Below are 12,177 nucleotides of genomic sequence, written 5' to 3'. Positions count from 1 at the left end.
GGCGCGTACCCGAGCAGTTGTATGCAGAAATCGCTTTTATTGCTTATCACTTTCATTGGTCGTACGAGGCAATTTTGGCGATGGAGCATGCAGAACGGCGACGGTGGTGCGAGCAAATTTCCAAAATCAACAAAGCCATGAGCAGTGATGATAATCATAAGAGTTTGAAAAATCTGGGAGTATGAGATGGTACTGGGTGTAAATGCTGCCGCCGGTTTAGCTCAACGTCAACTGGGTTTGCATATTGACCCGTTCAAGGCTTACAATTTTTTTGTCGAAGTCGAAGGTATCCTGGTAGGCGGGTTTTCATCGGTGGAGGGGCTGGAGTCTCGCACCGAAGTCAAAACCGTACGCCAGGGTGGAGTCAATGATACGGAATACAAACTACCTGGTCAGATGACTTATTCCGATATCGTGTTAAAAGCTGGAGTCACAGCACTTGACCCTATGTGGCTGTGGTATCAATCCACCTTGCAAGGACAGATCAAGCGCAAGAACGGCTCAATTTATATTCTGGATGATTCTGGTTTGCCCAGTGTATGGTGGGATTTCTTCAATGCCTGGCCAATATCCTGGCAGGGGCCAAGTCTGGATGCCGGGCAAAACATGATTGCTACCCAGAGTTTTACCCTGGCGCATGAAGGTATCAAGAAAAGCCTGGCCAGTGTCGCATATTCTGCCGCCAAGGGGTTACTTTGATGGCACTGGGCATGCGCACCGCTAGTGCCAATGCTGCCAGGGCGAACAGGTCGCAGGTACTACGATTGATCAGCCTGCTTAAACTGAGTCAGACCATGCAGGTAAATCACGATGCAGATATGCCACCCACCATGGCGTATTTGAAGTTGCCGCAGAATGTCACCCAGAATCATTTCACCCATATTGTTCAACGCATTCAGTGGCTGCAAATGCAGCAAAGGTTATTGGCACAGGGCGTGGGTAAATTCCTGCAAAAAGAAATGCAGGCCAGCAGAAGCCCCTTGCAGAAAGGGGGTAAGGCCGGACGGCAGGCAGAAAGTAATGCGTTGGGTAAGCGACTTTCTCATGCCATGCTCTCGCAACAGACCTGGGTGCGCTGGCTGCAAACTTTAATCATCAAGTCGCAAGCCCGCAATGCCGGGCTAGTGCCAGTGCTGGCTCCTGCATTACTGACCATGCCGGGCATGCCACTGGGACTGGCCGGACAAGGTTCATCACCTTTGCTGACACGTCTTTTGATGCAGCACAGCGCTGCGCTCATGATGGAACTTTCTGGTCAACGGAGCAGGCAGACTGCCCATGCGCAACTCAGTCCAGGCATCCATGCCGGAACCAGTTCTGCTTTGGTCCTATTGCAGCGTCAGGTTATGGCGCGAGCTCGCCCGGTCAGAAGCAGTATTGGGACCGACAGAAAAATATCAAAAATCAATTCCAGGTCCACAGCGCAAAGCCATGTCGGCAGCATGTTTTCAGCCATGCACGCACTGAGTGTGACACGTAGCAACAGGCTTGAACGCATGTTACTGCGCCTGCTGACACCACCGGGCAAGATGAAATACGAATTTGCTGAGCAGGGGCGACATCTGATCAATGTGATGCGTACTCATTCGAGTGTAGCGTTGGAAGTGCGGTCTGGAGCAAGAGCGCTCATCGAAACCCTGTTACCCTGGTATTTGCGTTCCCGTTTACGTGATGTTGGCAATTCATTGGCGCAAACTTTTTTGCAACAAGGGGCGCAGAAACGTTGGCAACGCACTGTGATGCGGGCACATGAAGTACGCGGAGCGGCTGCCGAGAGTATGTTGTTGCGTGTATTACATATGCGACCGGCCAAAGCTACGGGCATGTCAGGTGCAGCCCGCCAGACCCGGTCAGCGGGGCACGCAGTGGCGTCGATGCTACGTGCGCAAGTTGATATGATCTGGCAAACCAGCTTGCGTCAATATGTATTAAGACAAACTGGACGTCGCTTGCCAGCCTATTCGTCATCACCAGTTCTAGGGCGACAACAGGCGAATCTGGAACAGCCCATGTTGCGTCAGTCTGATGCAGACCGTGCCAGTCTGTCACATTTGGGTAAGGTGGCGCGCTGGCGTGAAATGGCGAGTCGTATGAATGTTCCTGACATGTTGGCATTGATCAGGCGGCGTAGCTCACTGGTCGCCGTGCATCGTACTCTTCCGCCAGCACAAGCCGAGCACAACACGATGTCTGAGCCAGCATCGGTGCGACTTACTTTAGCGCAGCAGGCATTCGGACCACCTATGGTTCAGCCACTGTATCAACACGGTATAGCTGCACAGAATGCAGAACTGATACCTTATCGTTCACGTCAGAGCGTGACACAGGTGTTGCGCGAAACCCATACCAACCGTTCCTGGCAAGCTGGTTTGCAAGTTGAAATGAAAAAACTGATAGAAAGCCAGTTGACGACAGTAGAACGTTCTATTCAAATGAAAGTCGTTCAGGAGCTGACTCAACGCAATCAAAATACCATGCATCAGGTAGTGGTTGACTCACTGTTTTCCCCACCCGTCATGCGGGTTTTGACGGACCGCTTGTGCAGCGCAGTTGAAAAGCGTACTGCGATTGAACAATATCGCAAAGGAGCCAATTGATGCTGGAAATGGCCAAGATCGTGGTGCAGCAAACCCGCGAAGAAATTCCGGTGATGTATAACCCAACAGAGTTGTCGCTCAACAAAACCGTGATGGTGCAGGGTGAGGGTTCGAACATCCAGTTTCAGCGCGTCAATAACGATGACCTGACGGTATCACTATTTTTTGATACCTACGAACAGCAAATCGATGTGCGTACCAAGACCAATAAAATTGTAGCATTGACAGTACCCAGCATAGGTACCAATATCCGCAAGGAACCACCAGTGGTGGTGTTTACCTGGGCCGGGCCATTGTTTACCGGTATTGTGACCAAGCTGGATCAAAAATTCACGATGTTTTTGAGTTCCGGCATACCGGTTCGGGCAGAGCTGTCGGTGACGTTCAAATCCGTTCTGACGGAAGAAGAAGATTTGCAGGCGCGCGGTTATTTTAATTGTCGCCAGTTATGGCGCGTCAAGGAAAGTGACCGTCTGTACCTGATTGCCCAGGATACGTTGGGCGATGCCAATCAGTGGCGCTTGATTGCTGATGCCAACCAGATTTACGACGTACTCAATTTCCCCCAGATTAAGGATATCGGACGCAACCTGATTATTCCCGATGTGCATGCCGACGGCTTTCCGGGAGTGAGCAATGCTTAGCGTCAATACAGGGGCTTTCAAGATTCTGAAAAATCGCAGTGCCTTGCCCAATTCGATTTTGGCCAATATTCATGATGTGCAGGTGACCAATGAAATCAATGTGCCAGGCATGTTCAGTTTTTCTCTCAATATTGTTTCCAGCAATGGCACATGGGAAGATGTTGATCTGGATGTGTTCAAGCCTGGCGATGAAATTACCATTTTCATGGGCTTGAATACGCTGCATCAATTGATCAGTGGCGATATTACTGCGGTCGAGCCGAACTTCAGTACCCGCTCATCCAATGCAGTAATCCGTGGGTTTGACCGCATGTACCGACTGAAGTTTGGCAAACAAACCAAGACCTATGAAGATTTGAATGACAATGCCATCGTCACCCAAGTCGCGCGCTCTTGCAGCCTGACCGTTCAAACGCCTGGTAACCCGGCACTGGTGAATCAATACGTTTTGCAAAGAAATATCTCCAACTACAAGTTTGTACTTAATCGTTGCAAGCAATTGAACTATGAAATCCTGATGGATGATACCGCGCTGATATTCCGCCCTTCTGCGGAAGGTGGCAGTGCACTCAAGACCTTGCAGTTTCCACGTGACATGGATGATGTCAACCTGAACATGAAGTTGCCTACCCAGGGGGATGAAGTCACGGCTACGGGTTACGACATTGAGACCAACAAAGTGCTGACAGCAGTGGCAGCGTCAAGCACGCCACAAGAAACCATGGGGGGCAGCGAAACCGGATATCAGGCGGCAAATGATTTTCCCAGTAGCCAGATTTTGGTGGAGTGCCCCAATATCAGCGACCCGCAAGCCTTGCAGGCGGTGGCCAAAGCGCAGTATCAGGCCAATTTACAAAGCTTCATCGAAGGCAGCGTGAACCTGGTAGGTGACAACCAACTGGTGGCCGGCGTCAATATCAAGCTGACCGGCCTGTCAACCCGCTATAACGGTATTTATTACATTACCTCCAGCACACATAGCTACGACGATAGTACGGGTTACAAAACCACGCTGAAGATCAGGAGAACCGGCATATGATGAATGACGATATGGGCGAATTCAGCCCAGGGGTAGCACTGGCGACGGTCAGCAACACCCGAGATGAGCAAAATCTGGGGCGTATCAAAGTGAAGTTCTCACTCAAAGGCGCACAGATAGAATCGGACTGGGTTCAAATCATGAGTTTCTTTGCCGGAACCAGCAGCGGGGCTTTTTTCTTGCCGCAAGTCGGCGATTCTGCGCTTGTGGCTTTTGCCGATGGCGATCCGAGCAAACCCTATGTACTGGGCTTTTTGTGGAATGGACAGCAAAAACCGCCGGTTGCCAATGTGGAGCAACAGCAAACTATCCGTGTGATTAAAACCAAAGGTGGCAAGACCATTACCTTTGACGATTCTGATCAAGGAAAAATCAGCATTGTCGACAACAAAAATAATCAAATCCTTATTGATACCAGCGCTAATAAAATCAGCCTGATCAGTCAGGGTGATATCAGCATTAGCGCTGTTGGCAGCATCAATATCAAAGGTGCCCAGGTGGTGATACAAAATACCGGCGGCAGCGTCAAGGCTGATCTCACTGCAGCCAGCATGCAACTGACAGGCGGTACCAGTCTGAAGCTGTCGGCCAGCATGATCGATATCAACTAGGGAGCAGGGAATGGGTATACCAGCGGCAAAATTAGGCGACAGCATAGTGAATGCGGCCGATATTCATATTGTACTGGTGCCTTCGCCAGGCGGCCCGGTACCGACTCCGCAGCCGTTTCCATTTAACGGCAAGATCAATGCCAATACCAGTTTGAATGTGCGTATCAATAGCCGACCTGCAGCTACTGTCGGATCGATGGCGACTAATATTCCACCGCATATTCCAACCAGTGGTACGTTTCAGGTGCCACCAACCAATCTGGGGCGGGTGATCATAGGCAGCATGCGGGTGCGCATCAATGGCAAGGCTGCGGCACGTGCGGGTGATTTTTGCGAGACCTGTCACGATATTCCACCTGTGGGGCCACAGGCGCCACCGCCTACAGTGCAGGTATTGGGTATGTCCACCGTCCTGGTAGGCTAGTCATGGCCAACAGCGCAGATTTTCTGGGGAAAGGTTGGGCCTTTCCGGTAGCCACCCAGGGAGGGCGGGTGTTGATGGCTAGTGATACCACAGACATTGAGCAGGCAATTTTGATCATCCTGCAAACTGCACCTGGCGAGCGTGTGATGTTGCCCAGTTTTGGTTGTCGCATCAATGAACTGGTGTTTGCAGCGGGAAATGCCACCTCGGTCAGTCTGGCACAGTTGTATGTCAAGCAGGCACTGGATCGTTGGGAGCCGCGCGTCGTCGTGACTCAGGTGGCCGCAGGAATTGATCCTAAAACGCCGAATTGCCTGACCATTTCGGTCAGTTATGTCATTCGCACCTCGAATCAGCCGGGTAATCTGGTCTATCCATTTTTTCTTAAATCATAAGTACGGAGTCAAACCAGCATGGACATGGAAATTATCAAAGCAAGGATACAAGATCTGAAACGCAATCAAGAAGCCGGAGAAGCGCAAATGCTGGACATGGATCAGAAAAGACGTGAGTTGCAGGCCACCCTGATACGCATCAGCGGTGCGATTCAGGTGCTGGAAGAATTGATGGCCGAACATGAACAGGCGACCAAAAACTGACTGAACTGACAATGACAGACCCTATCCTTGATTTTCGTGATGACGATGCTTTTTACAGCCAGGTGCTGGAATTGGCATTGGCGTATGCGCCAGAGTGGGCCGACTACTGGCCCACTGCTGTGCCGACCAAACAGGATATTAATCAGGATCCGGGGTTGGTACTACTGAATCTGTTTGCACACCTGGCAGCTTATACGGCCAAAATCGAAAACCAGATGCCCTTGCAGAGACGGCTGGCATTTTTTCAGTTCATGAACATGAACCTGCGCCCGCCAATTCCAGCCCAGGCGGTATTGCAATTTCAATTGCAACAGGATCAAGCTGCGCAAATGGTAGCAGCCCAGACGCCAGTGCTGGATGGCGACAATCAATCTCTGCGTTTTCAAACAAATAGCGATTTGCTGGTACTGCCAGCCAGCCTGGTGGCAGCCATGACCATCATTCCGGCACAGGACCAGTACATCGATGCCTTACCCTTGATTTTAGGAGGGCAGGTCGGGGTGGTCGCCAGCACTGCCGCCAACGGTGGCAGCGTAGTATCCCCTGCTGCCAGCATTCCCTTGTTTGTCGCTGATCAAAGCAGTGATCCGGTTGAGCAAGCTTTGGGACACTGGTTCATGATGGGGGACAGCCAGTTATTTAAACCGGACGATTCCTTGCAAAACATCGTCATCAGCTTGACCGGCAAGAATCTATATCCCGAATATTTTGAGCAATGGTTCGATGGTGCCATGCAGCCTCTGGAATCGACAGTTGTCGCTTCGCCAGACAATCTCAGGCTCGATATCAGCTTGCAGAGCACACCAAGGGCAGATGCACTGACAACAGCGCAGTTGCAAGAGGAGTTGTATCACGCCGAAGAGATTGAAGCCGGATTTGCAGCTTCACCCAAAACCAGTAGCGATGACCCGGCGATGTACTGGTTGCTGGTCCAGCCTGCACCTGGCATGAAGGTTTTGTCAGCGCAGGAAGCGCAGTTGCCGGTGATTACAGGCTTGCAATGTACGATGAATGGCAAGCAAATTCAGCCTCAACAGGCTGCCTATAACACGGTGTTGCTTGATGTTGGCAATGGTGTCTATCCCTTTGGCGAAACGCCTGCTCAAAACGATGCGTTTTACCTGCGTTCCGATGCGGTGTTTGGTAAAACTGGTGCCAGGATAACGATCGCGTTTCAGGTGGTACCGGTCAAAGTCGTCATGCCCGTCGTGTTGAATTGGCAGTTTTGGGATGGCGCGGCATGGCAATCGTTCAATGAAACCCAAACCGATGTCAGTACCTATGATTTTGTCGATCAATCCAATAATCTGCAACAGAATAATGCCAACGGTCCTGCATATATCCAGTTTCAATGCCCGGTTATTAGCGAAACCACGGTAGCTGGCGGTAAAGGATTGTGGGTGCGGGTAGTGATCGCCAGTGGTGGTTACGGCCAGGATGGCGGCTTTGAGACCAGTAGTGTCAGTGCGACGATTAATGGTATTCCTGATTCCATCCTTGACTCCAGCGTCAAACCAGATGTTATCAATTACCTCAATAATACGGCTGGAGTGAATTTTTCTTATACCTTTACCAGTTCCAAATATTTTCCACCTTTTATCCAGTCGACACAAATTACCTATGCATATGTCAACAAGCCAAGTAGCTACTGGTGCTATAACGCATTTGACCTGAGTCGTTTTTTGTTCAGCCCATTCAAGCCCGTGAAAGAGTTGCTGACCAGTTTTTTCTTTGCCTTCGCGCCCGGTGATTTTGGCAGTATGAGCCTGGGCAATAAAATGACGCTGTATTTTTATCTGCAACAGGAACAGGCCCAGGCAGGCGGCACTTTGGTCTGGCAATATTTTGATGGGCTGGGATGGCAAAAACTGTCGGTCGATGACAGTACCTATGGCTTGTCACGGTCAGGCATAGTCAGTTTTACGATACCCGCCACCATGCAAGAAGCGTATCTGTTTTCTCAGTCCGCTTATTGGTTCAGGATTGTCAATGCGTGTGTGGATCGTACTATCCGCATTTATGGCATGTACCCCAACACGGTGATGGCCAGCAATATTACCAGCGTGATCAATGAAGTTCTGGGTTCTGGTAATGCGCAGCAGTTTCAGACTTTTGAATTGAATTACACACCTGTGCTGGCCAATCTGAAAGTGGTGGTGCTGGAGCCAATAGGCTTGCTGGTAGAAGACCTGGTCGCAACGGATGCCGCCAATACTGCCAGCGGTACTGGCTTTGACAGCAATAATGCAAAAACAAACAGCGGCAAGAATGGTATCAGTCTGGGCGATGTGATCGCCAAAGTGGCCAAGACCAATGCCAGTACATCAAGTTCCACAGCCAGCACCAGCAATAACTCAACAACAGATGGTGCCAGTATGGTGACGGATGGCCCAAACAGCAGCAACACCCTCAGCGCGCAAACCGGTGCAGCTGTGGCAACTGAATTTGGCATCAGTGTCGGCAGTGATGAAGTGGCAATGGCCTGGGAGATGGTAGATAATTTTGTGTTCAGTGGCCCTGACAGCCGGGTGTATACACTGGATTTTCAAACTGGGCTTGTCACCTTTGGCGATGGTTACCACGGCATGATTCCACCCGTTGGTCATAATAATGTCATTGCGGCTTATTATGAATATACCCAAGGCTTGCGAGCCAATGTCCCCGCGCAGACCATTAACTTGCTGCGCCCCGGTATTAGTAATATTACGGCGGTATTCAATCCCGCGGCGGCCAGTGGTGGTGTAAATGGTGACACCATTGCCAATATCAATGCTACCAGCCCCGCTAAGATCCGCAGCGGTGGCTATGCCGTACAATTGGCAGATATCACCACTATCGCGGCAGCAGCCAGTGCTGAAGTGGCTAAAGCCCGTGCGGTCGAAATCGGTAGCATGATACAGATTTCCGTGTTGGCCTTGTCGGCAGATCCTGTGCCTTATACCACACCCGCCCTGCAAAATACCGTACTGACTGCTGCACGCCAGCATTGCCTGGCAGCTCTGGCGCAGCGCATTACCGTCTCGCCGCCCGATTTTGTGCCCGTGACAGTGACGGCCCAGCTTTTGGTCAATATCTCACCGGACCAACTCAATGCAGTGCAAGAACAGATTATCAGCCTGTTACAGGCATTTTTTCAGCCAGTATTTGGTGGCCTGCGCGGACAGGGTTGGGATTTCGGGCAAACCGTATTGGCTTCTTCTGTCAGTACATTCCTGGCGCATATCCCGCAAGTGGTACTGGTACAGGGCTTGAGTCTGAATAACAAGCAAAATGGCAATGTGACGCTGGGGCAAACTGAATTACCTGTTGCAGGACGTATGCAAATTTATCTTTCGCTGGGGTAATCGCCATGTCTTTCGAATTGCCTAACTTGGATAGAAAAAACTGGCAGCAATTGGTGCAGGACTTGATGCGGCGCATTCCGCAATATACCAGTCAATGGACTGATTACAATGATTCTGACCCCGGCATCACCTTGCTACAGTTATTGGCCTGGTTGGATGAATCGCTGTTATACCAGGCAAATGCCATCCCGCTTGCCACTCAGCAAAACGATTTGCGCTGGGTGCTGGGTCTGGCATTTTCGAGCAACCAGACGGCTTACAGCCAGGCCGCGATAGATAATTATGACTTTGCATTTTTGGCCTTACAAGAGGTGCTGGCCAAAATGGAGGCTGGTGCCAGCCTCTCGGCCACAGACTTGCAAAAAGCAGTGCTCAGTTATGTTGATCATCCCTATCTGGCACTGACGCTGGACAACATTGAAACCCTGGCGCGTGAAACTAATCAGATGATTGCCCAAAATATGGGCGAATCTTCAACCAGACCCTTGCTGGTGGCCAATGCATATGCCCAGGTAGCACAGGAGGGCAGTACTGCCTATATCTTGAGCGATGCCCGGCCCAGCTATCAATTTCCAATATACCCAAATCAGCAACAATATCAAGGCTCTGCCAATACCATGCGCAAGCTGGCGATGGTAGTTCCCAGTAACAATAGCGCAGCATTGCAAACCTTGATCAAAAACGTACAGCAATATCTGGCGGCACGGGTCATAGGTGGCAATGTCGTCCGGGTGCGGCCTGCGCAAAGGACAGATATCAATTTGTCGATTACGATATTGTGTGCTGCCAATACCCGTATCGATGTGACCCTGAACGAAGTGTTTGGCAAACTGTTTCGTTATTTTTTACCTTTGCTGGGTGGCCCCAATAACCAGGGCTGGGAATATGATGTGGCTCCTGTTGCTGACGCGGTGCAACACCTGGTATTGAATGTGGCAGGGATAGAAGCGATTTCATCCTTTGACATGAATTATTTCCCTACCATTGAGTTGTCGCAAACTGCTTGCCTGGACGTGAACGCGCAACTGGCCAATTTGCCATCGGGTACCGCAGGTCAGTTTTATCATGGCTTACCGCGTTTGCGCTGTCTGGATATTACTGCCATTGGGAGCCAGGTATGAGCCAGACACCAGGTTACCTGCGCTATTTACCGGCGGTCTACAGCACCACCAGCCCGGCTTTCCTGACCCAGTATTTGCAGATTTTTGAAAAAATTCTGACTGGCATCCCCGATACCGAACTAGATAGCCGCAAGGGCATTGCCGAGCTGCTGGCCGCGCCAGTGATTGGTAATCTGTTTTATCCGCGCTTGTCATTCTTGTTTCCGCCTGCCGACACTGACTTCGTTCCGCCCATTTCGGGAGCGGGTACGAATGATGAGAACCAATTATTGATTGAATTAAATACTTATATCGGCGTGCCAGATAGTACCGATCTGATGGCTGGATATAGTAATACTGAACAAACTGCACAGACTGATCCGCTGGCAGGGATTACTGGTTGGTTGAATGATTTCCTGATATGGCTGGGGAATTGGGTTGATCTGGTGGTGGACAATAGCTGGAGTATTGATAAGAAACGTACTGTAGTGGCCGAAATCATGGCCCTTTACCGGCTGCGAGGTACCCCACAGGGTATGAGCATGATGATCAATCTGCTGCTTGATTTGCCAACGACAATGACAGGTGTGAGCTTCAGTGCGAATAACACGCAAAGCAGCATCACCGGTCAAATGTCTGTCGTCGTCAGCAACCCGACCGTACCGGCATTCCCGGTCAGTAACCAGGTCAGCCAGGCGTTTGTGCTGCAAAGTGCATATCAGACTGGCTCGCCCGTGGTATCGGGATATTTGCCGTGGTTGTTTGTGGTCAAGCTGCTGTTACCGAATGCCTATAACAGCAACTATATCCTGACCAGTGAGAACGTAGCACAGATCCAGTCGGTATTGAGGCAATTGCGCCAGATATTACTCAAGATCAGACCTGCAGGCAGTCAATTCGATATCTTGTTGATCCCCAGCATGCAGTTGCAGGCAAGCGGTCATGCTTCGCAACTGGGCATCAACTCTTTACTTGGTGAACAAGGAATAACAACATGAGTCTGACCATACCTTCCAATATCATGCAAAGCCTGTTGTATACCGATGGCATGTTTTTGACTTCGGCCAACATGACGGCAGAGCAGGCATATTTCAATAATTGGATTTACCTGCAAAACCAATGCACGTTTACGCCAGGGGTATTTGCCGGGGGGATGCAGGTAACACAGCAAGGTAATTCCCTGATCGTGTCGTCGGGTGTCGGGATTGATAGTGCCGGGCACTTGCTGGTGGTAGCCAGTAACGGCACACCTGTCGCTATGCCTGCGACCCTGACCAATCCATTTTATGTATATGCCCAGTACCCCGCTATTGGTACTCCCATCGCTGCTGGTTCGCCAGTGCTGAGTTATACCGCACAGGTAATGATAGGTAGCAGTGTTCCCAGTGGGGCGGTGCAGTTGGCAACTGGGGTAGCCAGCGGTACCACCATCAGTAGCGTCACCAACAACAGCCAGCCAGTGTATTTGCAACCGACAATGCTGAATTCATCGCTGGTGAGTATGGCCAATGCATTGAAAGGTAGTGTCACTGTTGATAGCAGCAATATGAAAACGGCGGGCAGCAGTACCACCGCGACGGTAGTGTTCCCAACCACGGGTACGACGTTCACCTCCGCACCCATGGTCACAGTAACGGTGCAGGGCAGCATTCCTTATGCCTTGGCAGTGACATCTGATACTACCCAGTTTGTCGTGACCCTGACTGCTGTACAAAGTGCACCAGCCACCGACAGTAAAACCGCCAGCACCACCAGTACCACCAGCTCAACCACTAGCAGCAGTGTGGTGTTGAACTGGATTGCCGTTTCCAATCCTTGA

13 protein-coding genes are annotated in these 12,177 nt (G+C 50.7%); all 13 read left to right on the top strand.

From position 1 onward, the window contains the following. Positions 1-17: 17 nt before the first annotated feature. The 13 genes from AC07OI_RS09430 to AC07OI_RS09370 are packed head-to-tail and all read left to right on the top strand — an operon-like array spanning position 18 to position 12,177. Positions 18-185: a DUF6760 family protein gene (locus AC07OI_RS09430; protein ID WP_422640262.1), complete on the top strand. Its 168-nt coding sequence runs from the start codon at positions 18-20 to the stop codon at positions 183-185. Position 186: 1 nt separating this feature from the next. Further along, complete coding sequence (locus tag AC07OI_RS09425; protein WP_495257022.1) at positions 187-699, top strand: phage tail protein; 513 nt, start codon at positions 187-189, stop codon at positions 697-699. A gap of 11 nt (positions 700-710) precedes the next feature. After that, a complete protein-coding gene (locus tag AC07OI_RS09420) occupies positions 711-2,597 on the top strand; it encodes a hypothetical protein (RefSeq protein ID WP_495257021.1) in 1,887 nt (628 codons plus the stop codon). Next, a complete protein-coding gene (locus tag AC07OI_RS09415) occupies positions 2,597-3,241 on the top strand; it encodes a CIS tube protein (RefSeq protein WP_495257020.1) in 645 nt (214 codons plus the stop codon). Before AC07OI_RS09420 ends, AC07OI_RS09415 begins: the two co-directional genes overlap by 1 nt. Further along, on the top strand, positions 3,234-4,280 hold the full coding sequence (locus AC07OI_RS09410) for a phage late control D family protein (RefSeq protein WP_495257019.1): 1,047 nt from the start codon (positions 3,234-3,236) through the stop codon (positions 4,278-4,280). Before AC07OI_RS09415 ends, AC07OI_RS09410 begins: the two co-directional genes overlap by 8 nt. Then, entirely contained in the window at positions 4,277-4,891 is a 615-nt protein-coding gene (locus AC07OI_RS09405) for a phage baseplate assembly protein V (RefSeq protein WP_492704549.1), read from the top strand. Before AC07OI_RS09410 ends, AC07OI_RS09405 begins: the two co-directional genes overlap by 4 nt. 10 nt (positions 4,892-4,901) lie before the next feature. Beyond that, complete coding sequence (locus tag AC07OI_RS09400) at positions 4,902-5,315, top strand: PAAR domain-containing protein (RefSeq protein WP_495257018.1); 414 nt, start codon at positions 4,902-4,904, stop codon at positions 5,313-5,315. 2 nt (positions 5,316-5,317) lie between these two features. Beyond that, positions 5,318-5,710, top strand: a complete 393-nt coding sequence (locus AC07OI_RS09395) for a GPW/gp25 family protein (RefSeq protein ID WP_495257017.1) — start codon at positions 5,318-5,320, stop codon at positions 5,708-5,710. A gap of 18 nt (positions 5,711-5,728) precedes the next feature. After that, positions 5,729-5,914 carry a hypothetical protein gene (locus AC07OI_RS09390; RefSeq protein ID WP_492704546.1) on the top strand — a complete coding sequence of 62 codons (186 nt, stop codon included), beginning with the start codon at positions 5,729-5,731 and terminating at the stop codon, positions 5,912-5,914. Positions 5,915-5,925: 11 nt separating this feature from the next. Beyond that, positions 5,926-9,258, top strand: coding sequence for a baseplate J/gp47 family protein (locus AC07OI_RS09385; RefSeq protein WP_495257016.1), 3,333 nt, complete (start codon positions 5,926-5,928; stop codon positions 9,256-9,258). Positions 9,259-9,263: 5 nt separating this feature from the next. Beyond that, positions 9,264-10,379, top strand: coding sequence for a hypothetical protein (locus tag AC07OI_RS09380; RefSeq protein ID WP_495257015.1), 1,116 nt, complete (start codon positions 9,264-9,266; stop codon positions 10,377-10,379). Then, complete coding sequence (locus AC07OI_RS09375; protein ID WP_495257014.1) at positions 10,376-11,356, top strand: phage tail protein; 981 nt, start codon at positions 10,376-10,378, stop codon at positions 11,354-11,356. The genes AC07OI_RS09380 and AC07OI_RS09375 overlap by 4 nt, the downstream gene beginning before the upstream one ends. After that, positions 11,353-12,177: a hypothetical protein gene (locus AC07OI_RS09370; protein WP_495257013.1), complete on the top strand. Its 825-nt coding sequence runs from the start codon at positions 11,353-11,355 to the stop codon at positions 12,175-12,177. The genes AC07OI_RS09375 and AC07OI_RS09370 overlap by 4 nt, the downstream gene beginning before the upstream one ends.

This window comes from Undibacterium sp. GW821-FHT07F11, from assembly GCF_059418665.1.
Note: the sequence above shows the minus strand (reverse complement) of the source record. Positions and strands in the feature narration are given on the sequence as shown.

What these genes read in the sequence shown, in the direction of transcription:
- AC07OI_RS09415 (WP_495257020.1), top strand. Translation starts at nt 2,597, where the DNA reads ATGCTGGAAATGGCCAAGATCGTGGTGCAGCAAACCCGCGAAGAAATT.
- AC07OI_RS09395 (WP_495257017.1), top strand. Translation starts at nt 5,318, where the DNA reads ATGGCCAACAGCGCAGATTTTCTGGGGAAAGGTTGGGCCTTTCCGGTA.
- AC07OI_RS09425 (WP_495257022.1), top strand. Translation starts at nt 187, where the DNA reads ATGGTACTGGGTGTAAATGCTGCCGCCGGTTTAGCTCAACGTCAACTG.
- AC07OI_RS09410 (WP_495257019.1), top strand. Translation starts at nt 3,234, where the DNA reads ATGCTTAGCGTCAATACAGGGGCTTTCAAGATTCTGAAAAATCGCAGT.
- AC07OI_RS09405 (WP_492704549.1), top strand. Translation starts at nt 4,277, where the DNA reads ATGATGAATGACGATATGGGCGAATTCAGCCCAGGGGTAGCACTGGCG.
- AC07OI_RS09420 (WP_495257021.1), top strand. Translation starts at nt 711, where the DNA reads ATGCGCACCGCTAGTGCCAATGCTGCCAGGGCGAACAGGTCGCAGGTA.
- AC07OI_RS09370 (WP_495257013.1), top strand. Translation starts at nt 11,353, where the DNA reads ATGAGTCTGACCATACCTTCCAATATCATGCAAAGCCTGTTGTATACC.
- AC07OI_RS09400 (WP_495257018.1), top strand. Translation starts at nt 4,902, where the DNA reads ATGGGTATACCAGCGGCAAAATTAGGCGACAGCATAGTGAATGCGGCC.
- AC07OI_RS09380 (WP_495257015.1), top strand. Translation starts at nt 9,264, where the DNA reads ATGTCTTTCGAATTGCCTAACTTGGATAGAAAAAACTGGCAGCAATTG.
- AC07OI_RS09390 (WP_492704546.1), top strand. Translation starts at nt 5,729, where the DNA reads ATGGACATGGAAATTATCAAAGCAAGGATACAAGATCTGAAACGCAAT.
- AC07OI_RS09375 (WP_495257014.1), top strand. Translation starts at nt 10,376, where the DNA reads ATGAGCCAGACACCAGGTTACCTGCGCTATTTACCGGCGGTCTACAGC.
- AC07OI_RS09385 (WP_495257016.1), top strand. Translation starts at nt 5,926, where the DNA reads ATGACAGACCCTATCCTTGATTTTCGTGATGACGATGCTTTTTACAGC.